This is a genomic window from Curtobacterium sp. L3-7 (assembly GCF_048756585.1).
GTDB lineage: Bacteria > Actinomycetota > Actinomycetes > Actinomycetales > Microbacteriaceae > Curtobacterium.
In genome coordinates this window covers 2363368-2382388 of record NZ_CP151474.1, presented here as the reverse complement: position 1 = coordinate 2382388, position 19021 = coordinate 2363368, and the positions used below count along the sequence as shown (strand labels likewise).

General features: G+C 70.2%; 15 protein-coding genes. 6 read left to right on the top strand and 9 right to left on the bottom strand.

Annotation, left to right across the window (positions count from 1 at the left end; genetic code table 11):
* The first annotated feature begins 17 nt into the window (after positions 1 to 17).
* A complete protein-coding gene (locus AAEP80_RS11575; protein WP_420364518.1) occupies positions 18 to 2504 on the top strand; it encodes a DNA gyrase/topoisomerase IV subunit A in 2487 nt (828 codons plus the stop codon).
* A 119-nt stretch (positions 2505 to 2623) separates the two neighbouring features.
* Here AAEP80_RS11575 and AAEP80_RS11570 read toward each other — a convergent pair whose 3' ends face one another.
* On the bottom strand, positions 2624 to 4750 hold the full coding sequence (locus tag AAEP80_RS11570) for a DNA gyrase/topoisomerase IV subunit B (protein ID WP_413602053.1): 2127 nt from the start codon (positions 4748 to 4750) through the stop codon (positions 2624 to 2626).
* A gap of 169 nt (positions 4751 to 4919) precedes the next feature.
* On the opposite strand from AAEP80_RS11570, the gene AAEP80_RS11565 reads away from it, so the two are divergent.
* Positions 4920 to 5144, top strand: coding sequence for a DUF7455 domain-containing protein (locus AAEP80_RS11565; RefSeq protein WP_281264389.1), 225 nt, complete (start codon positions 4920 to 4922; stop codon positions 5142 to 5144).
* 81 nt (positions 5145 to 5225) lie between these two features.
* Here the strand turns inward: AAEP80_RS11565 and AAEP80_RS11560 are convergent, their stop codons facing one another.
* The 6 genes from AAEP80_RS11560 to AAEP80_RS11535 all read right to left on the bottom strand — a co-directional run bounded on the left by AAEP80_RS11560 (position 5226) and on the right by AAEP80_RS11535 (position 11736).
* Positions 5226 to 5471, bottom strand: coding sequence for a hypothetical protein (locus AAEP80_RS11560; protein WP_420364517.1), 246 nt, complete (start codon positions 5469 to 5471; stop codon positions 5226 to 5228).
* Positions 5472 to 5814: 343 nt separating this feature from the next.
* Positions 5815 to 6588 (bottom strand): type 1 glutamine amidotransferase, encoded by a 774-nt coding sequence (locus AAEP80_RS11555; RefSeq protein WP_420364516.1) that lies wholly within the window; start codon positions 6586 to 6588, stop codon positions 5815 to 5817.
* Positions 6585 to 7844: a MurT ligase domain-containing protein gene (locus AAEP80_RS11550; protein WP_420364515.1), complete on the bottom strand. Its 1260-nt coding sequence runs from the start codon at positions 7842 to 7844 to the stop codon at positions 6585 to 6587. Before AAEP80_RS11550 ends, AAEP80_RS11555 begins: the two co-directional genes overlap by 4 nt.
* A gap of 8 nt (positions 7845 to 7852) precedes the next feature.
* Positions 7853 to 9127 (bottom strand): RNA polymerase sigma factor, encoded by a 1275-nt coding sequence (locus AAEP80_RS11545; protein ID WP_402728590.1) that lies wholly within the window; start codon positions 9125 to 9127, stop codon positions 7853 to 7855.
* A 210-nt stretch (positions 9128 to 9337) separates the two neighbouring features.
* Positions 9338 to 10657, bottom strand: coding sequence for an MFS transporter (locus AAEP80_RS11540; protein WP_281264384.1), 1320 nt, complete (start codon positions 10655 to 10657; stop codon positions 9338 to 9340).
* A gap of 146 nt (positions 10658 to 10803) precedes the next feature.
* The gene (locus AAEP80_RS11535) at positions 10804 to 11736 is read right to left on the bottom strand and encodes a proteasome assembly chaperone family protein (protein WP_281264383.1); all 933 of its coding nucleotides are present in this window, start codon (positions 11734 to 11736) and stop codon (positions 10804 to 10806) included.
* 75 nt (positions 11737 to 11811) lie between these two features.
* Here AAEP80_RS11535 and AAEP80_RS11530 point away from each other — a divergent pair, with 75 nt between their 5' ends.
* The 3 genes from AAEP80_RS11530 to sucB all read left to right on the top strand — a co-directional run bounded on the left by AAEP80_RS11530 (position 11812) and on the right by sucB (position 16404).
* The gene (locus tag AAEP80_RS11530) at positions 11812 to 13290 is read left to right on the top strand and encodes a leucyl aminopeptidase (protein WP_420364514.1); all 1479 of its coding nucleotides are present in this window, start codon (positions 11812 to 11814) and stop codon (positions 13288 to 13290) included.
* A gap of 173 nt (positions 13291 to 13463) precedes the next feature.
* Positions 13464 to 14837, top strand: coding sequence for a dihydrolipoyl dehydrogenase (gene lpdA / locus AAEP80_RS11525; protein WP_420364513.1), 1374 nt, complete (start codon positions 13464 to 13466; stop codon positions 14835 to 14837).
* A 64-nt stretch (positions 14838 to 14901) separates the two neighbouring features.
* On the top strand, positions 14902 to 16404 hold the full coding sequence (sucB, locus tag AAEP80_RS11520) for a 2-oxoglutarate dehydrogenase, E2 component, dihydrolipoamide succinyltransferase (protein ID WP_420364512.1): 1503 nt from the start codon (positions 14902 to 14904) through the stop codon (positions 16402 to 16404).
* Between the two features lie 92 nt (positions 16405 to 16496).
* Here the strand turns inward: sucB and AAEP80_RS11515 are convergent, their stop codons facing one another.
* Entirely contained in the window at positions 16497 to 17279 is a 783-nt protein-coding gene (locus AAEP80_RS11515) for a hypothetical protein (RefSeq protein WP_420364511.1), read from the bottom strand.
* Positions 17280 to 17406: 127 nt separating this feature from the next.
* On the opposite strand from AAEP80_RS11515, the gene AAEP80_RS11510 reads away from it, so the two are divergent.
* Positions 17407 to 18120, top strand: coding sequence for a DUF4191 domain-containing protein (locus AAEP80_RS11510; RefSeq protein ID WP_281264379.1), 714 nt, complete (start codon positions 17407 to 17409; stop codon positions 18118 to 18120).
* A 411-nt stretch (positions 18121 to 18531) separates the two neighbouring features.
* On the opposite strand, the gene AAEP80_RS11505 is transcribed toward AAEP80_RS11510, so the two are convergent.
* Entirely contained in the window at positions 18532 to 18969 is a 438-nt protein-coding gene (locus AAEP80_RS11505; RefSeq protein WP_420364510.1) for an RDD family protein, read from the bottom strand.
* Positions 18970 to 19021 lie beyond the last annotated feature (52 nt).

Here is a 19021-nt window from a genome sequence, read left to right as displayed (position 1 = left end):
CCTCCCAGAAAGGTCCCATGGCACGCACGGACGCAGTCGGTCTGCCCGACGGTGAGCGCATCGAGGACGTCGACGTCTCCGAGGAGATGCAGGGCTCCTTCCTCGAGTACGCGTACTCCGTCATCTACTCGCGCGCGCTCCCGGACGCCCGCGACGGACTGAAGCCGGTGCAGCGCCGGATCCTGTACCAGATGGCCGAGATGGGCCTCCGGCCGGACCGCGGCCACGTGAAGAGCGCCCGCGTCACCGGCGAGGTGATGGGCAAGCTGCACCCGCACGGCGACGGCGCCATCTACGACGCCCTGGTGCGGATGGCGCAGCCGTTCACGATGCGTGTGCCGCTGGTGGACGGACACGGCAACTTCGGGTCGCTCGACGACGGCCCGGCCGCTGCCCGGTACACCGAGGCGCGCCTGGCGGAGCCGTCGATGGCGATGACCGAGGGCCTCGGGGAAGACGTCGTCGACTTCGTCCCGAACTACGACAACCAGATCATGCAGCCGGGCGTGCTCCCGGCCGCGTTCCCGAACCTGCTCGTGAACGGCGCATCGGGCATCGCGGTCGGCATGGCCACCAACATGGCGCCGCACAACCTGGGCGAGGTGGTCGAGGCCGCCAAGCACCTGCTCATGAACCCGCAGGCCACGCTCGAAGAGCTGATGGAGTTCGTGCCGGGGCCGGATCTCCCCTCCGGCGGCACGATCGTGGGGCTCACCGGCGTGCGCGATGCCTACGCCACGGGGCGCGGGACGTTCCGGACGCGCGCCAAGGTCGCCGTCGAGAACCTCACCCCGAGGAAGACCGGCCTCGTCGTCACCGAGCTGCCGTACCTCGTCGGCCCGGAACGCGTGATCGAGAAGATCAAGGACGGCGTCCAGTCGAAGAAGCTCGTCGGCATCTCCGACGTCAACGACCTCACCGACCGCAACCACGGGCTCCGGCTCGTCATCGGCATCAAGTCCGGGTTCAACGCCGCCGCCGTGCTCGAGCAGCTGTACAAGCACACGCCGCTCGAAGAGGGCTTCGGCATCAACAACGTCGCGCTCGTCGGCGGGTCGCCGCGCACGCTCGGGCTGCGCGAGCTCCTCGACGTGTACGTGCAGCACCGGCTGGCGGTCGTCACGCGGCGCTCGGAGTACCGACTCGCGCGTCGACGGGAGCGACTGCACCTCGTCGAGGGCCTCCTCGTCGCGATCCTCGACATCGACGAGGTGATCGAGGTCATCCGGTCCTCGGACGACTCCGAAGCCGCGCGCTCCCGCCTGCAGGACGTCTTCGACCTGTCCGAGGTGCAGGCCGAGTACATCCTCGAGCTCCGCCTCCGCCGCCTGACGAAGTTCTCGCGCCTCGAGCTCGAGGGCGAGCGCGACCAGCTGCTCAGCGAGATCGCCGCGCTCGAGGAACTGCTCGCATCCGACGAACGACTCCGCGGCCAGGTCGCGCTCGAGCTCACCGAGGTGTCGGACAAGTTCGCGACGCCGCGGCGGACGCTCCTGACCGAAGCGGACGCTCCGGTCCGCGGTGGCAAGAAGGCGGTGGTGAACCCCGAGGACCTGCAAGTCGCGGACTCCCCGTGCCGCGTGCTGCTGTCCACGACCGGCCGGCTCATCCGGGTCGACATCCCGACGTCGGAGCTCGGCATCGTGCGGGTCCCGAAGCGGTCCAAGCACGACGCCGTCCTCGCCACCGTGGTCAGCACGGTGCGCGGACAGGTCGGCGCACTGACCTCGACCGGACGCATCGTGCGGTTCTCCCCCGTCGACGTCCCGGCCGTCCCCCCGGCAGCGGTACGACTCGACGCGGGTGTCCGGGTGAACGACTACCTCGGCATCCCCCGGTCCGAGGCCGTGGTCGCGATCGTCGACCTCTCCGGCGCCACGGAGCACTCGCTCGCGATCGGGACCGCGCAGGGCGTCGTGAAGCGTGTCGTCCCGGGAGCCTGGCCGGACAAGCCCGAGTTCGTCGCCATCGGCCTGAAACCAGGGGACGCCGTGGTCGGTGCTGCCCAGTCGCCTGAGTCCGACGACCTGGTCTTCATCACCTCGAACGCCCAGCTGCTGCGCTTCGGTGCGTCCGTCGTCCGTGCGCAGGGGCTCCCAGCGGGCGGTGTCGCGGGGGTCTCCCTCGCCGCCGACGCCCGGGTCATCTGGTTCGGCGCCGTCGCCCCGTCAGAGGACGCCGTCGTCGCCACGGTGTCCACGTCGTCGTCGGCGCTGCCCGGCACCGACACCGGGCGCGCCAAGGTGTCGTCGCTGTCGGAGTTCCCATCCAAGGGCCGCGCGACCCAGGGCGTCCGGGCACACGCGTTCCTGAAGGGCGAGGACGGGCTCAGCGTCGCCTGGGCGGGCATCGCTCCCCCGCACGCCGTGGGGTCGGACGGCGCTGCGCGGACCCTGCCGGACTGGCTGTCGAAGCGGGACGGGTCCGGGAGCCCGCTCGAGGCCGTCATCGGCTCCATCGGCGGCAGCGCGGCGACGCTCGACGGTACGCGCGGCGAGGCGTAGGCGCCCAGGCGGCGCGCGGCCGGCCTCGTCGGCGCCGCTGCCGAGTCTCGGGCACAGCGACAGTTCTCACGCCTCAGAGCCCGAGAACTGTCGCCCAGCCCGAGACTCGCCCCGCGCCGCTACGCGTCGATGCGGTCGTGGTCGAGGCCCTCGCCCGCCAGGATGAACTCCTTGCGCGGGGCCACGTCGTTGCCCATCAGCAGCTCGAAGACCTTCGCGGCTCCCTCGGCATCGGACACGTTCACGCGTCGAAGCGTCCGGTGCGCGCGGTCCATCGTCGTCTCCGCCAGCTGGTCTGCGTCCATCTCGCCGAGTCCCTTGTAGCGCTGGATCGGCTCCTGGTACTTCTTGCCCGACTTCTCCAGCTTCTTCAGGACCGACTGGAGTTCCTGCTCGGAGTAGGTGTACAGCGTGTCGTTCGGCTTGCCACGGTTCACCACGACGACCCGGTGCAGCGGCGGGACGGCGGCGAAGACGCGCCCCTGCTCGATCATCGGTCGCATGTAGCGGAAGAAGAGCGTGAGCAGCAGCGTGCGGATGTGCGCGCCGTCGACATCGGCGTCGGACATGATGATGACCTTGCCGTACCGGGCCTGGTCGAGCTCGAACGTCCGGCCGGAGCCGGCGCCGATCACCTGGATGATCGACGCGCACTCGGCGTTCGAGAGCATGTCGGAGACGGACGCCTTCTGGACGTTGAGGATCTTGCCGCGGATCGGCAGCAGCGCCTGGTACTCGCTGTTGCGCGCGAGCTTGGCGGTACCGAGCGCGGAGTCGCCCTCCACGATGAAGAGCTCGGTACCGGCGACGTCGTTCGAGCGGCAGTCGGCGAGCTTCGTCGGCAGCGACGAGTTCTCGAGCGCGTTCTTCCGGCGCTGGGTCTCCTTGTGGGCGCGAGCGGAGATGCGGGACTTCATCTCCGAGACGACCTTCTCGAGCAGCGTCGCCGCCTGGGCCTTCTCGGTGCGCTGTGTCGACGTGAGGATCTCCGTCATGCGCTTCGACACCACTTGGTCGACGATCTTGCGGACCGCCGGGGTACCGAGGACTTCCTTCGTCTGTCCTTCGAACTGCGGTTCCGGCAGCCGGACGGTGAGCACCGCGGTCATGCCGGCGAGCACGTCGTCCTTGTCGAGCTTGTCCTGGCCGACCTTGAGCTTGCGGGCGTTCGCCTCGACCTGGGCCCGGACGGCCTTCATCACGCCGCTCTCGAAGCCGGCCTGGTGGGTGCCGCCCTTCGGGGTCGCGATGATGTTGACGAAGCTGCGGAACACCGTCTCGTAGCCGCCGCCCCAGCGGAGTGCGAGGTCGACCTCGCACGAGCGTTCGACGTCCGTGGAGACCATGTGGCCCTTGTCGTCGAGCATCGGGACAGTCTCGGTGAAGGTGCCGGTGCCCTGCACGCGCCAGACGTCGGTGATCGCGGAGTCCGGCGCGAGGTGCTCGACGAACTCGCTGATCCCGCCCTCGTACCGGAAGCGCTCGACCACGGGACCGGCCGTTACCTCGACACCGGTGGCCGACGCACGCGCCGCTGCCGCCTCGATCGCGGCTGGGCGTTCGTCGGTGATCGTCAGCCCGAGCCCGGGGACCAGGAACGCCGTCTGGCGCGCTCGGTTCACCAGGTCGGACATGCTGAACGCGGCGTCCTTGGTGAAGATCTGCCGGTCGGCCCAGTAGCGGATCCGCGACCCGGTCACGTTCTTCTTGACCTTGCCGACGACCTTCAGCTCACTGCCGGAGGTGAACGGGGTGAACGGCGCGTCCGGTCCGATCCCGGCGGCGTCGTCGAACACGCCGGGCTCACCACGGTGGAACGACATCGCGTAGGTCTTCCCGTCGCGGTCGACCTCGACGTCGAGGCGCTCCGACAGCGCGTTCACCACCGAGGCACCGACGCCGTGCAGCCCGCCGGAGGCCGCGTACGACCCCGAACCGAACTTGCCGCCGGCGTGCAGCTTGGTGAAGACGACCTCGACACCCGTCAGGCCGGTCTTCGGTTCGACGTCGACCGGGATGCCACGAGCGGTGTCCGAAACCTGCACGGATCCGTCCGGGAACAGCCGGACACCGATCTCGTCACCGTGCCCGGCGAGGGCTTCGTCGACGGAGTTGTCGATGATCTCCCACAGGCAGTGCATCAGCCCGCGGGAGTCGGTCGACCCGATGTACATGCCGGGACGCTTCCGTACTGCCTCGAGCCCTTCGAGGACGGAGAGATGGCGTGCGGAGTAGTCGGAGCTCACCTCCTGAGCCTACCGAGCACCTCGGACAACGCCGCCCGGACACTCGGACTGGGGACAGTCGATCCGCGCTGAGCGAAATGGGGGGTCCGCAATGCGACGTATCCAGGCAGCACGTGTTGAAATGGGTGGACCATCAAGGCACCACCTGCGATCCGTGAGGAGCACAGCAATGACCCAGACCGTGCAGGACCCCTCCATCGACGAACTCAGCAGCCACCAGCTCACGGCTGCCGACCGCTGCGACAGCTGCGGGGCGCAGGCCTACATCCGAGCCACCATGGCCAGCGGTGAACTGTTCTTCTGCGCCCACCACGGCGCCGAGTTCAAGGACAAGCTCGCCGCGACCGCGATCGAGTGGCACGACGAGAGCAGCCGACTCTACGAGTCGAAGTAGGTCGCGTCCGACGCGACCGCACAGCGAACGGGAGGCCCGGTACCAGTTGGTACCGGGCCTCCCGTTCGTCGCATGGCCGTCTCAGAACGCGCGGTTCAGCGCCCAGGCAGCGCCGCGGTAGCTGTTCGGGCCCCAGATGCCGTCGACCGGACCACTGTACTGGCCGTGCGCAGCCGCCCACCGCTGGAGCGCAGCGATGGTCAGGGGATGCTCGGATCCGTAGAACGAGCCCGATTGGTAGTAGCCGCCGACCGCCAGGCGCTTCGCGACGAAGAACCAGGCGTCGGACCGCATCTTGCCATCGATCTCTCCTGCGTAGCCCGCCATGCTGCCGAGACACTGCAGGCGCTTGGAGAAGATCGTGCCCGGGACGCCGTCGAACTCGGTCGTCGTCGTCGGGACCGATCTGCAGGCGTCGGCGATCCGGGTCGTCGCGCTTCGGCGGGCGCTGGCTGGATGACTGCCCCCGCGGTGGTCAGGGACACGACGAGTGCGCCGACCAGGACGAGGGCGTGCTTGGTGTGGTGCATGGAAACCTCCTTGTTCGGCTTCCAACATGTCACATCCTGTGGATCAGCAGATGGGTTGCCAACCGTTGCCATCGAGAACGACGGAAGGCCGAGCCCGATCGGCCCGGCCTTCCGTCGTCACCTTCGATGACGCACCATCGTCACGCGATGCGCTTGAACGCCTTGTCGACGTAGCGGTCGACGGTCGCGCGCGCTTCGCGCGCGTAGCGGTCGATCGTCGCGGTGCGTTCCGTGTCGGGGGCGTACTCCCGCCCGACACGTGCGGTCGCCGCGGCGAGGACGGCATCCGTCAGGTCCGGGTTGAGCGGCAGGAGCGGTCCCTGCGTGTGCGTCCCGAACGACGTTCCGGCGATCGCGCCCTCCACCGCGGAACCAGCCTGGTTGCCACCGCCGGAGACGACGTCGGCGAACGGAGTGACACCGGCGCCGAGCTCGATCCGGGTGGCGTGGTCCTCGAACCCGGCGAGCCGCTTCGCGGCACCGGGCAGGAGCGGGTAGCGCGTCTCGAGCACGAAGTAGTTGACCCGACGCTCGGCACCACGGACCGCCCGGGCGTCGAACACGCCGAAGCCCGCGAGCGGCGAGCCGTCGGTCGGGACGATCTCGTTCGTCGCCAGGTCGAACCCGCCGCCGACGGCCACGACCGGCACACCGGCAGCCGCGAACTCGCGGAGCGGGGCGCCGATGCGCGCCACGTCGTCGCCGAGGGAGCGCATCGCGCTGAGCGGACCGTTGCCGATCACCACGACGTCGGCCGCGGTCGGCAGGGCGTCACCCGGTGCGTACTCGAGCACCTCGGTGGGGATGTCAGCGGCGTCCGCACGGCGGGTCAGGGCCACGACGTTGCCGCGGTCCCCCGACACCCCCATCTGGCGCGGGTAGACGTGCAGGATGGTCAGGCGATCGGCCGTCATGCGGTCTTCTCCATGTCCGGGTGGCCGAGGGCCTTCCGGGCGATCATCATGATCTCGTAGTTGACGATGAAGTTCTTCGTGCCGCTGGTCGTCGCACCGAGGCCCTGCATGAGCGCGATGGCCGCTTCGACGTCGGGCTCGACGGTACCGATGCGGACACCGGCGTGCTCGAGCGCGATGGCGATCTGCCACGCCTTGTCACCGGAGACGACGTCCACGTGGTCGAGCTTCGAGAAGTCGATGTCGTAGATCCAGGAGATGTCCGGCGTGCCCTCGTCGATCGCCATGAGCACCTGCTCGGGGTGGTCCGGCAGCGCGTCGAGGTTCAGCTGGAGACTGGCCGCGTTCTTGAACATGGTGAACTCGGCCGACTCGCCGGCGATGGGGAGTCGTTCGCCGCGGCCGTACGCCGGCTTCATCGTCGTGAAGGCCTTCGTGACGGCGTCCGCGCGGAACTGCGTCCCGAGCGCGGCGCTGGCCGTCGCGGTGGCGGCAGCGGCGTCGACCGCGTAGTGCAGGCCGCGTGCCGGGAGCCGGACCGGGATCGTCGCCCCCTCGAACGCGATGGTCGCCGCGTCGCCGCGGTTCTCGACCACCTCGGCGTCGGCCGAGGTCGCCGCACGGTCGGCCGACGCGAAGTCGTCGGCGTTCTGCAGGCCGTTCGGCGCAGCCGCGACGACCTCGGCGCTCGCGCCGAAGCGGAGCACACGCTGGCCGTCGACACCCGTGTAGGCGTCGAGGAACTGGTCGTCGTGGTTCGTGATGACGTTCGCGGAGGACAGCGCCGCGGTGTCGAGCATCATCGTCGCGACGCGCTCGGTCTCGAAGAACCGGTACAGCTGGTCGACCTGGACGTTGAGCATCGTGACGGTCGACGGCGACAGGATCCCGGCGAGCTCGACGGCGAAGGCCTCGTCGACCTCGAGGATGCCGATGTCCGCCTTGAGCCGGCCGGTCAGCGACACCTCGGACAACAGCGCCGACGCGATCCCCTGCGGCAGGTTCGCGCCGGAGGGGTTCGTGAAGACGCGCAGGCCGTGGGCGCGCACGATCTCGGAGATCATGTGCGTCGTCGTCGACTTGCCGTTCGACCCGAGCACGAAGACGACCCCGTTCGGGAACTGCTTCGTGACGTGCTGCAGGAAGTCCGGGACGAGCTTCAGGACGATGAACCCGGGGTACGCGGATCCCCCGCCCCGCGCACGAGCGAGGGCACGGAGGATCCGCCCGATGAGGATCGGGATGAAGAAACGCACCGGACGGCCTACTCGAGGTAGTCGCGCAGCGACTGCGACCGCGACGGGTGGCGGAGCTTCGCCATCGTCTTGGACTCGATCTGGCGGATGCGCTCACGCGTCACGCCGAACGTGTCACCGATCTGGTCGAGCGTCTTCGGCTGGCCGTCACCGAGACCGAAGCGCATCCGGATGACACCGGCTTCGCGCTCTGACAGGGAGTCGAGGAGGCTCTCGAGCTGCTTCTGCAGCATCGTGAAGCCCACCGCGTCGGCCGGGACGACCGCCTCGGTGTCCTCGATGAGGTCACCGAACTCCGAGTCGCCGTCTTCACCCAGCGGGGTGTGCAGCGAGATCGGCTCGCGGCCGTACTTCTGGACCTCGACGACCTTCTCCGGGGTCATGTCGAGCTCGCGGGCGAGTTCTTCCGGAGTGGGTTCGCGACCCAGGTCCTGCAGCATCTGCCGCTGGACGCGCGCGAGCTTGTTGATGACCTCGACCATGTGCACCGGGATGCGGATGGTGCGGGCCTGGTCGGCCATGGCGCGGGTGATCGCCTGGCGGATCCACCACGTCGCGTAGGTCGAGAACTTGAAGCCCTTGGTGTAGTCGAACTTCTCGACCGCACGGATGAGGCCGAGGTTGCCTTCCTGGATCAGGTCGAGGAACTGCATGCCACGACCGGTGTAGCGCTTGGCGAGGGAGACGACGAGACGCAGGTTCGCGCCGAGCAGGTGCGACTTCGCGCGCTGACCGTCACGAGCGACCCAGCGGAGCTCGCGCTCTTCCGGCTTCGACAGGCCCGTCGAGTGCTGCAGCTTGTCCTCGGCGAACAGGCCGGCCTCGATGCGCATCGCGAGCTCGACCTCCTGCTCCGCGTTGAGGAGCGCGACCTTGCCGATCTGCTTCAGGTAGTCCTTGACCGGGTCGGCGGTCGCACCCGTGATCGTGGTCGAGTAGACCGGCGCTTCGTCGTCGTCGGACTGCGAGATGACGAGCGCCCCGGCTGCGACCGCGTTGGCGGCTTCGGCCGCGGCGGTCGCCGGCTTCTCCTCGGCGTCGTCCTCGGTCTCGTCCACGTCGACCGGTTCGACGGTCTCCTCGTCCTCGACGTCGTCGTCAGCGGCCTTCTTGGTCGCCGGCTTCTTGGCCGCCGCCTTCTTCGCGGGCGCCTTCTTGGCGGGGGCCTTCTTCGCCGCAGCCTTCTTGGGCGCAGCGGTTCCGTCGGTGTCCTCGGCCGCAGCCTGGTCCACCGTGTCGGCGTTGTCCTTCGTGGGATCGATCGTCGTGCTCCGGGCAGCCATGCGATCACCTCTCTCCTCGTGCCACGTTCCTGGGGTCGTGGCGCCCCTCGCCGCTCAGGGCTTGCGCCGCAGTCCCCCGCGTCGCCGGCTCAGTCGTTCCTGGCGGCACTGCCTCTCCGGGCAGCACTAGGACCCATGTCAAGTCCCCCAGCGAATCCGGCGCTCCGGAAGAGCACCTGTACACGGGGGACCCGAACGGGTCCGGGTTCATTATTGCACGGTCCGCTTCCGCAGGCGTGCAACCAGTGCAACCCACAGCGGGGCCACCCGTATTCCGTCCTCGGCGTGCATCACCGCGCGGGTCCGTCGACGGGCGTGCAACAGCATCCCCACGCCGATCCCGACCACGACGTACTGCACGGTGAGGGCGATCCTGAAGTTCGACCACGCGAAGACCGTGTCGCCCGTGACCCGCGAGACGGCGTCGAGCAGGGTGCCGATCAGGAACATCATCACGAAGGCCGCCAGGAAGCCGCCGACGTTCACGACGCCGTTCGCCGAACCCAGTGAGCCCATCGGGTTGAACGACCGCGCGAAGTCGAAGCCGATCAGGGACCCTGGCCCACCGATGCCCATCGCCACGACGAGCAGGACGAGCAGCCACGTCGGCGGGTGGTCGGGCCAGAGCAGCACCGCGGTCCACACCACACCGAGCACGACGACCACGCCGAGCACCAGGTTCGACCTGCGGAACGGGAACCGGGCGCACAGCACGCCGAGGATCGGACCGACGACGAACCCCACGACGACGATGACGGTCAGGAACGCAGCTGCCTCGGTCGCGGAGTAGCCGAGTCCCCGGAGCATCGGGACGCCCCAGAGCAGGCTGAAGACGGTGCCGGAGGACTGCGTGACGTAGTGCGACCAGAAGCCGAGCTGCGTACCCGGTCGACGGAGCGCGTGCCCGAACGTCCGGAACGCGCCGCCCCACGAGTGCGGCAGCGGGATCGTGTCGGTGCGCACCGGCACGGGTCCGTTCCGGACGAAGACGAACGCCAGGACCAGCCCGACTGCGCTGGCGGCCGCGGCGACACCGAACGCGATCGACCACCCGGCGGTGTGCAGGAGCAGGGCGAACGGGAACGCGGAGGCGATCTGCCCGACCTGCCCGAGGTTGCCCGTCCACTGCGAGATCTGCGGCAGGATGCGCCCGCTGAACCACATCGGGAGCAGTCGGATCACCGAGATGAAGGTCATCGCGTCCCCCGCACCGACGAACACCCTGCCGACGATCGCCGGCCCGATCGTCGGTGAGACCGCCACGATCGCCTGCCCCACGACGAGGAGCAGCGCCCCGAGCAGGACGAGTCGGCGCGGGCCGATGCGGTCGAGCGCGATCCCGACCGGGATCTGCAGCCCCGCGTAGACGGCGATCTGGACGACCGCGAGCGTGGAGAGGACCGCGGCGGAGACCGCGAAGCGGTCCTGCGCGTCGACGCCGGACACGCCCAGCGAGGACCGCTGGACGACCGCCAGGACGTACGCGAGCACCGCGACGCCCCAGACGACGAAGGCACGGCGGGAGTTCACCCGACCAGGCTATCGGCGCGGCCCCGCCGCCAGGACGGGCTGTGGAGAACGCGCGATGCGCGCCCGACGGGCGCACAGCCTCCAGGCCGGACGGGAGGACCGGTGCACGATTGCGACGTCCGTCGCGGACCGCATCTGGTCCGGTCTCAGTCCTCGCTCGCGTCGCCGTCGACGCGACGGTCCGCCAGGAAGCGTTCGAGCTCTGCCGCGATCGAGTCCGCCGTCGGCACCTCGCCGTCGACGTTGGTCAGCGGCGACGAGACGGAGTTGCCCTCCATGTAGGTGTCGTGACGCTCCTCGAGCGCACTGACCAGGCGCTGCAACTCGGCGTTGCCCGCCACCTGCTCGTCCACCCGCGCGATGAACTCGCGCCCTTCCTCGCGGAGGGCGTCCGTCGGGAAGATCAGCCCCGTCGACGCGGAGATGCCGGACAGCGCCGCGACGGCCGCGTCCGGGAACTCGGTGTCGGACAGGTAGTGCGGGACGAGGAGGACGAGGCCGGTGACCTGCTGGTCGAGCTCGGTCAGCCGGTGCTCGACGAGGTGCAGCACGTTCGCCGGCGCCTGCGTCTGCGGCTTCCAGACGCTCATCGACTCGATGAGGTCCGCCCGCGTGCCGGACACCGTCAGGCTGATCGGCCGGGTGTGCGGCACCGGCATCGGGATCGACTGCACCCACGTGGTGTCGACGACCCGGAGCTCGGCGGCGAGTTCGGTGACCGCGCGCACGAACCGGTTCCACTGGAAGTCCGGCTCGTACCCGGAGAGGAAGAGGAAGGGCTGGCCGAGCTCGTCACGCACGAGGTGCAGGGCGAGGCGCGGCGGTTCCACGTCGCTGATGTGGTCGTGTTCGAAGGTGATGACCGGCCGACGCGCGCGCCAGTCGAGCAGGACGTCTGGGTCGAACTCCGCGACCAGGCGGGTGTCCAGCCGCTCGAGGATCGACGTCGTCACCTGGGCGACGGCCGAACCGGCGTCCGCGAACCCGGTGAGCCCGGCGACGAGGTGCAGGCCTGCCGGCACCGTCGGGGCGGACTCGTCGAACGTGTAGAGGTCCTCGGGGTGGTTCACCGTCCCCATGCTAGGCGGGCGGTTCGTCCACACCTGCCGTGCAACCCACGCCGACAGCGAACACCGCGTGGATAGGGTTGGAGCATGGTCCGACCGACGCTCTCCACCGACAGTTCATCCCCCTCCTCGATCGCCGCCGACGTGCTCGTCGTCGGCGTCCGTCCGGGCACCGACGGCGCTCCTGCGACCGTCGTGTCGCCCACCACGGGTGCGGTCGCCGCACTCGACGGGCTCGACCTCGCCGCGATCGGCGCGACGGGTTCCAAGGACCAGCTCGTCCGCATCCCCGCGACCGGTGTCGAGGCGTCGAGCATCGCGCTCGTCGGTCTCGGTTCCGGCACCGACGCCGCGGCCGTCCGCGCCGCAGCGGGCAGCGCCGTCCGCCAGCTCCCCCATGCGTCGTCGATCGTGCTCGCGCTGCCGACCGACACCGACGAGCTCGTCGCCGCCGCGTTGGAGGGCGCTGCGCTCGGCGCGTACTCCTTCACCCGGCACAAGGGCACGGGGACGACCGGACCGCAGCGTGGCGACCAGTCGATCACCGTGCTGGCCACGGCGGCACCGGCCGATGCCGCCGTCCGTCCGGCGATCGTCGCCGACGCGGCCGCGCTGGTCCGCGACCTCGTCAACACCACGGCGGGCGATCTCGGCCCGTCCGAGGTGGCAGACGTCGCTGCGTCGTTCGCCGAGGACCTGCCGCTCACCGTCGAGGTCCTCGACGAGACCGCGCTGGCCGAGCAGGGCTTCGGCGGCATCCTCGGCGTCGGCGCGGGGTCCGTCCGTCCGCCGCGACTCGTCGTCGTCCGGTACGCGCCGTCGACCGCGTCGAAGCACCTCGCGCTCGTCGGCAAGGGCATCACGTTCGACTCCGGCGGCCTCTCCCTGAAGCCCGCAGCCTCGATGCTCGGCATGAAGACCGACATGACCGGTGCAGCCACCGTGCTCGCCACCACCGTCGCGGCCGCGCGCCTGGGCCTCGACGTCAAGGTGACGGCCTGGCTCTGCCTCGCCGAGAACATGCCGTCCGGTTCGGCCACCCGCCCCGGTGACGTGCTCACGCTCAAGAACGGCAAGACGGTCGAGGTGACCAACACCGACGCCGAGGGCCGCCTCGTCCTCGGTGACGGTCTCGTCGCCGCCACGCTCGAGCAGCCGGACGCCGTCGTCGACATCGCCACGCTCACCGGCGCGCAGGTCGTCGCACTCGGCGACCGGACCACCGGCCTGATGGGCACCGACGCGCTCGTCGCGCAGCTGCAGGCGGTCGCGGCGTCCGTCGCGGAGCCGATCTGGCCGATGCCGCTCCCCGAGGAACTCGACGCGCGACTCGCCAGCGAGGTCGCCGACATGGTGAACGCCACGGTCGGCAACCCGGCGGGCGGCATGCTCCTCGCCGGCAAGTTCCTCGAGCGGTTCGTCGAGGGGGACGTGCCGTGGGCGCACCTCGACATCGCCGGCCCGTCCGAGAACAAGGGCGGCGGCTACGGGTGGCTCGGCAAGGGCGCCACCGGCGTCATGGTCCGGACACTCATCGCACTCGCAGAAGAGCTCCAGTCCAAGTAGTAGGTTTGGTTCCGGCGGGGCGGGCGTGTTCTGCGCGTCCCCCGTCGGAACGGACGGGACGGGACCGGAACCATGCGGTCCGACCGTCGGGCACCGCCGCCGCGGTGTCCATGCACGGGCTCGAACCCACCAGAACCGGGCCCGGGCTCACACGCACGAGGGAGTTGCACCAGGTGACGGAACAGACTTACGACGTCGTGGTCCTCGGTGGCGGCAGCGGCGGGTACGCCGCAGCGCTGCGGTCGGCCGAGCTCGGCATGAGCGTCGCGCTCATCGAGGGGGACAAGCTCGGAGGGACGTGCCTGCACCGCGGCTGCATCCCGACGAAGGCCCTCCTGCACGCGGCCGAGATCGCCGACGGCACCCGTGAGGCCGAGAAGTACGGCGTCATCGCCGAGTTCGCCGGTGTCGAGGTCCCGAAGGTCATCGAGTACCAGCAGGGCGTCATCAACTCGAAGTACAAGGGTCTGCAGGGCCTCATCAAGGCCCGCGGCATCACCGTGGTCGAGGGCTGGGGCAAGCTCACCTCGCAGAACACCGTGCAGGTCGGCGACCACACCATCACGGGCAAGAACGTCGTCCTCGCGACCGGCTCCTACTCGAAGTCCCTCCCCGGGCTCGAGATCGGCGGCCGCGTGATCACCTCCGAGACCGCGCTCCGCATGGACTACGTCCCGAACAAGGTCGTCATCCTCGGCGGCGGCGTGATCGGCGTCGAGTTCGCGAGCGTCTGGAAGTCCTTCGGCGCCGAGGTCACCATCGTCGAGGCGCTCCCCCACCTCATCCCGGCCGAGGACGAGTCGATGTCGAAGCAGCTCGAGCGGGCCTTCCGCAAGCGCGGCATCGAGTTCTCGCTCGGTGTCCGCTTCCAGGGTGTCGAGCAGCACGAGAACGGTGTCGTCGTCACCCTCGAGGACGGCAAGACCTTCGACGGTGACGTGCTCCTGGTCGCCGTCGGCCGTGGCCCCGTCACGCAGAACGTCGGCTTCGACGAGGTCGGCGTCACGATGGACCGTGGCTTCGTCACCACGAACGAGCGCCTCGCGACCAACCTGCCGAACGTCTACGCCGTGGGCGACATCGTCCCCGGCCTGCAGCTCGCCCACCGCGGGTTCCAGCAGGGCATCTTCGTCGCCGAGGAGATCGCCGGCCTGAACCCGGTCATCATCGAGGACAAGAACATCCCGAAGATCACGTACTCCGACCCCGAGGTCGCGTCCGTCGGACTCTCGCAGGCCAAGGCCGAGGCCGAGTACGGCGCCGACAAGGTGGACTCGTACGAGTACAACCTCGCGGGCAACGGCAAGAGCCACATCATCGGCACCTCCGGCTCGATCAAGGTCGTCCGCGTCGTCGACGGCCCCGTCGTCGGCGTCAGCATGATCGGCGCCCGAGTCGGCGAGCTCATCGGTGAGGCACAGCTCGCCGTGAACTGGGAGGCGCACCCCGAGGACGTCGCCCCGCTCATCCACGCGCACCCGACGCAGAACGAAGCGCTCGGCGAGGCGTTCCTGCACCTCGCGGGCAAGCCGCTCCACGCACTGTGAGCGCGCGCACCGTGACAACGACACCAACCACCACGAACCACCCCTGCGAAGAGGAGTCCCACCGATGAGCGAATCCGTCAACCTCCCGGCGCTCGGCGAGAGCGTCACCGAGGGCACGGTGACCCGATGGCTGAAGAACGTCGGTGACCGGGTCGAGGTCGACGAGCCGCTGCTCGAGGTCTCGACCGACAAGGTCGACACCGAGATCCCGTCGCCGATCGCCGGCGTCGTCGAGGAGATCCTCGTCCAGGAAGACGAGACCGTCGAGGTCGGCACCGCGCTGGTCAAGATCGGCGACGGCTCGTCCGACGGTGGCGCGTCCGACGCCGGCTCGTCCGACGCCGGCTCGTCCGAGTCGAACGAGGAAGCTGCCGAGGAGGCCGAGCCCGAGGCCGCCCCGAGTACCGAGCAGGAGTCCGAGACGCCCGCTCCGCAGCCGACCGAGCCCGAGCCGGCCCCCGCCGGTCAGACGCAGCCCGCCGCTCCGGCGGCCCCGGCAGCGCCGCCCGCAGCAGCCCCGGTCCCCCAGGCCGCTCCGGTCCCGCCGCCCGCGGCAGCTCCGGCCCCGCCTGCAGCCGTCCCGGCTCCGGCCGCCGCGGTCGCCAGCGCGCCCACCGCCTCCGCTGCGGTCCCCAACCCGACGCAGACGGGTGCCGCCTCCGGCTACGTCACGCCGCTCGTCCGCAAGCTCGCGAACGAGCAGGGCGTCGACCTGTCCACCGTCACCGGCACCGGTGTCGGCGGTCGCATCCGCAAGGAGGACGTGCTCGCCGCCGTCTCGGCCGCTCCGGCAGCCGGTGGCTCGGGAGCACCCGCTGCCGCGTCCGGCCCGTTCGTCGCAGAGGTCTCGCCGCTGCGTGGCACCCGGGAGAAGATGACCCGCCTCCGCAAGGTCGTCGCCGAGCGCGCCGTGCAGTCGATGACCTCGACCGCGCAGCTCACCAGCGTCGTCGAGGTGGACGTCACGAAGGTGGCCCAGTTCCGGGACGCCAACAAGGCGCAGTTCCTCGAGAAGACGGGTTCGAAGCTCTCCTTCATGCCGTTCTTCGCCCTGGCGGCGTCCGAGGCGCTGAAGGCGCACCCGAAGATCAACTCCACGGTGGAGGGCGAGGAGATCGTCTACCCGGAGACCGAGAACGTGTCGATCGCGGTCGACACCGAGCGCGGACTGCTCACCCCCGTGATCAAGGACGCCGCGTCGCTGAACCTGGCGCAGTTCTCGCAGTCGATCGCGGACCTCGCCGAGCGCACGCGGAACAACCAGCTCAAGCCCGACGAGCTCGCTGGCGGCACGTTCACGCTGACCAACACCGGTTCGCGCGGCGCGCTGTTCGACACCCCGGTCGTGTTCCTCCCGCAGTCGGCCATCCTCGGCACCGGCATCGTCACGAAGCGCCCGGCGGTCGTGAAGGTCGACGGGCAAGAGGCCATCGCGATCCGTTCGTTCGTGTACCTGGCGCTGTCGTACGACCACCGGATCATCGACGGTGCGGACGCCTCGCGGTACCTCGTCGCGGTGAAGAACCGTCTCGAAGAGGGCAACTTCGGTCCGAACCTCGGGTACTGACCCGCGGCTCCGGCCCGAACGACGGCCCCGTCTCCCCTCGTGGGAGCCGGGGCCGTCGGCGTTCGTGTGCGGTCGCCTCGCGCGCTGTCCGCTCACGGGCTCGAGACCGCGAACACACCGGCCACGGCGAGACCGGTCGCGACCACGAGTCCGACGACCACCCGCCGCACCGGGAGCTTCCCGCCGCCTGGTACCGGGACGCCGTCGACGATCCACCCGCGGAGACGCGCGACCACGTCGTCACCCGGCGGCGGGGTGGGCTCGACGAAGTCGAAGTCGTCACGGGGCGGGTCCCATCGCACCGGTCGGGGCGCCGCCGCGCTCCTGACGACGCGCAACAGCTCCCGGGCTTCTGCGACACCCCCGCCGATCGCCTCCGCCATCGCGGCGTCGAGGACCGCACGACAGGGTGCGCGTGGGTCGACCCGCTCCCAGACCGCACGCGCCGCGTGCAGGAGCGCGGTCGCGCCCGCGGTCTCCGATGTCCGGACGATCCCACTGCCGATCAGGTCCACGGCGTCCGGCGGATGGTCGACGAGCACGGTGGCACCGGCGTCGTCCACGAGGACGTCGTCCGCGCGCGCGACCCCGAGCACGATGGCCCCGGAGACGGCGTCCACGACGAGGTCGAGCAACGGCACCGTGAGCGTCACCGCGACGCCCACGGTCGGCTGCCCGATCCGATCCAGCGCATCGGGCAGCGGAGCCCCGCGGACGGGCCCGGTGTGCACGACGAGCCGCCCGTCGGCGCCGCGACCGACCTCGGTGACGCGGACACAGTGGACCGGGTTGGCCGCGGAGCGGTCGGCGACCCACGTCGCGAAGGGACCGGAGTCGGGTCCGGTCCACCAGTGTTCCAGCGTGATCGCGTCCATGGTGACCAGCGTCGCGGAGGCGGGACGGGCCTCCAGGCCGGTTCCGGGCGTCTGTGGAGAACCCCGTTCGCCCACAGCCTGATCACGGGCGGTCCACGGGAAGCCCGTCAGGCCGTATCCTGGGAGCATGGCACGCAGCAGTTCGACGGACACGAAGGCGAAGGAGCCGGGGCGTCTCAAGCAGATGTTCCAGGTCTTCCAGATGACGCGTCGGGCAGACCCGACGTCGATCTGGTGGTTCGCAGCGGCGTTCGTCGTGCCCGTCGTGCTCGGTGTGCTGCTCGCACTCCTGTTGCCTGGGCAGAACTGGCTCGCGGTCGTCCTGTGGATCGTCGCCGGGGTGCTCCTCGGTGTGCTGCTGTTCCTCATCGTCCTCGGGCGTCTGGCGGAACGCGCCGCGTACTCGCAGATCGACGGGCAGCCGGGTGCTGTCGGCGCCGTGCTCTCGAACTCCCTCCGTCGCCAGTGGCGCTCCAGCGAGATGCCCGTCGCGGTCCACGGTCGTTCGCAGGCCGCCGTCTACCGTGCCGTCGGTACCCCTGGCGTCGTGCTCATCACCGAGGGCCAGCTCGGCAACCTGACGCGCCAGGTCGACGAAGAGCGTCGCAAGGTCCAGCGCATCGTGCCGAACGTCCCGATCCACGTCGTCCACGTCGGCGACGGCAAGGACGCCGTGACCCTGCACAAGCTCCCCCGCGCGATGAACAAGTTCAAGAAGTCGCTCAACCGCAACGAGGTCCTCGCGGTCGCGAACCGTCTCGACTCGCTCACGCAGAACCCGGCGTCCGCGATCCCGAAGGGCATCGACCCGACTCGGGTCCGCGCCGGTCGCCCGCGCTGAGTCGCACCACGAACGCCCCCGGCCGCAGCGGCCGGGGGCGTTCTGCGTGTGGAGGCGTGCAGCGCGATCACGGACCGCCCTTCGTCAGCGAGGTGTCGCCCACCAACCCTCCTCGGCGCGGTGCCACACGCGCACCGGCACCGGCACCCGGCAGCCGCACCCGCGCCCGCGTCGGCACCCGGCACCCGCTCCGGCACCCGGCGATCGGTCAAAACACCCCGCTCACGTTCGTCGATCGGTCGCAAGTGGTTGGTCGCGCGTACCCGGCCCGACGGCTTGTGACCGATCGACGTCGAACCGGCGGCATGTCGTGACCCATCGACCACGGCAGGACGCGACGGGGCAGACCGGAGCGCGGCGCACCGCAGCGTGACGCGGCACGGCGCACCGCAGCGCTCCGGTCAGCGCGAGTCAGCGTCGGACGAGCACCGTGCCGGCCGCGGCGTCGTGCAGGGGTCGACCGTCCTTCGCGTGGATGAGGACCGGGATCACGACGCACAGCAGCACCGTGCGGACCACCGGGCGCCAGACCCCGACGTAGCCCCCACGGATCGGGACGACCCGGAGCCCGACGCACACGTGCCCGAACGAGCCGGACAGCAGCGCGATGAACAGCACCTGCAGCACCGCGAAGATCCCGAGGGTCACGAAGTTGCCCGCCGCGCCGTACGTCCCGATCGCGAGCGAGATGACCGATGCGAGCGCCCAGTCGATCGCGAGCCCACCGAGCCGCCGACCGAACCCGCCCATCGAGCGGGGCCCGGATTCCGGCAGCCCCAGGACCTTGCCCGGCCAGTCCCCCGCACCGTTTGCGGCGGCGGCTGACGAGGACGGAGTGGAACGGGCCATGCTCCAAGGGTAGGCGACAGCAGGCGCGTAACACGCCGGAAACAACGCAGTC

What these genes read in the sequence shown, in the direction of transcription:
- AAEP80_RS11545 (WP_402728590.1), bottom strand. Translation starts at nt 9,127, where the DNA reads ATGGCTGCCCGGAGCACGACGATCGATCCCACGAAGGACAACGCCGAC.
- AAEP80_RS11515 (WP_420364511.1), bottom strand. Translation starts at nt 17,279, where the DNA reads ATGGACGCGATCACGCTGGAACACTGGTGGACCGGACCCGACTCCGGT.
- AAEP80_RS11505 (WP_420364510.1), bottom strand. Translation starts at nt 18,969, where the DNA reads ATGGCCCGTTCCACTCCGTCCTCGTCAGCCGCCGCCGCAAACGGTGCG.
- AAEP80_RS11560 (WP_420364517.1), bottom strand. Translation starts at nt 5,471, where the DNA reads ATGGCGGGCTACGCAGGAGAGATCGATGGCAAGATGCGGTCCGACGCC.
- AAEP80_RS11575 (WP_420364518.1), top strand. Translation starts at nt 18, where the DNA reads ATGGCACGCACGGACGCAGTCGGTCTGCCCGACGGTGAGCGCATCGAG.
- AAEP80_RS11555 (WP_420364516.1), bottom strand. Translation starts at nt 6,588, where the DNA reads ATGACGGCCGATCGCCTGACCATCCTGCACGTCTACCCGCGCCAGATG.
- AAEP80_RS11510 (WP_281264379.1), top strand. Translation starts at nt 17,407, where the DNA reads ATGGCACGCAGCAGTTCGACGGACACGAAGGCGAAGGAGCCGGGGCGT.
- AAEP80_RS11530 (WP_420364514.1), top strand. Translation starts at nt 11,812, where the DNA reads ATGGTCCGACCGACGCTCTCCACCGACAGTTCATCCCCCTCCTCGATC.
- sucB (WP_420364512.1), top strand. Translation starts at nt 14,902, where the DNA reads ATGAGCGAATCCGTCAACCTCCCGGCGCTCGGCGAGAGCGTCACCGAG.
- AAEP80_RS11565 (WP_281264389.1), top strand. Translation starts at nt 4,920, where the DNA reads ATGACCCAGACCGTGCAGGACCCCTCCATCGACGAACTCAGCAGCCAC.
- AAEP80_RS11535 (WP_281264383.1), bottom strand. Translation starts at nt 11,736, where the DNA reads ATGGGGACGGTGAACCACCCCGAGGACCTCTACACGTTCGACGAGTCC.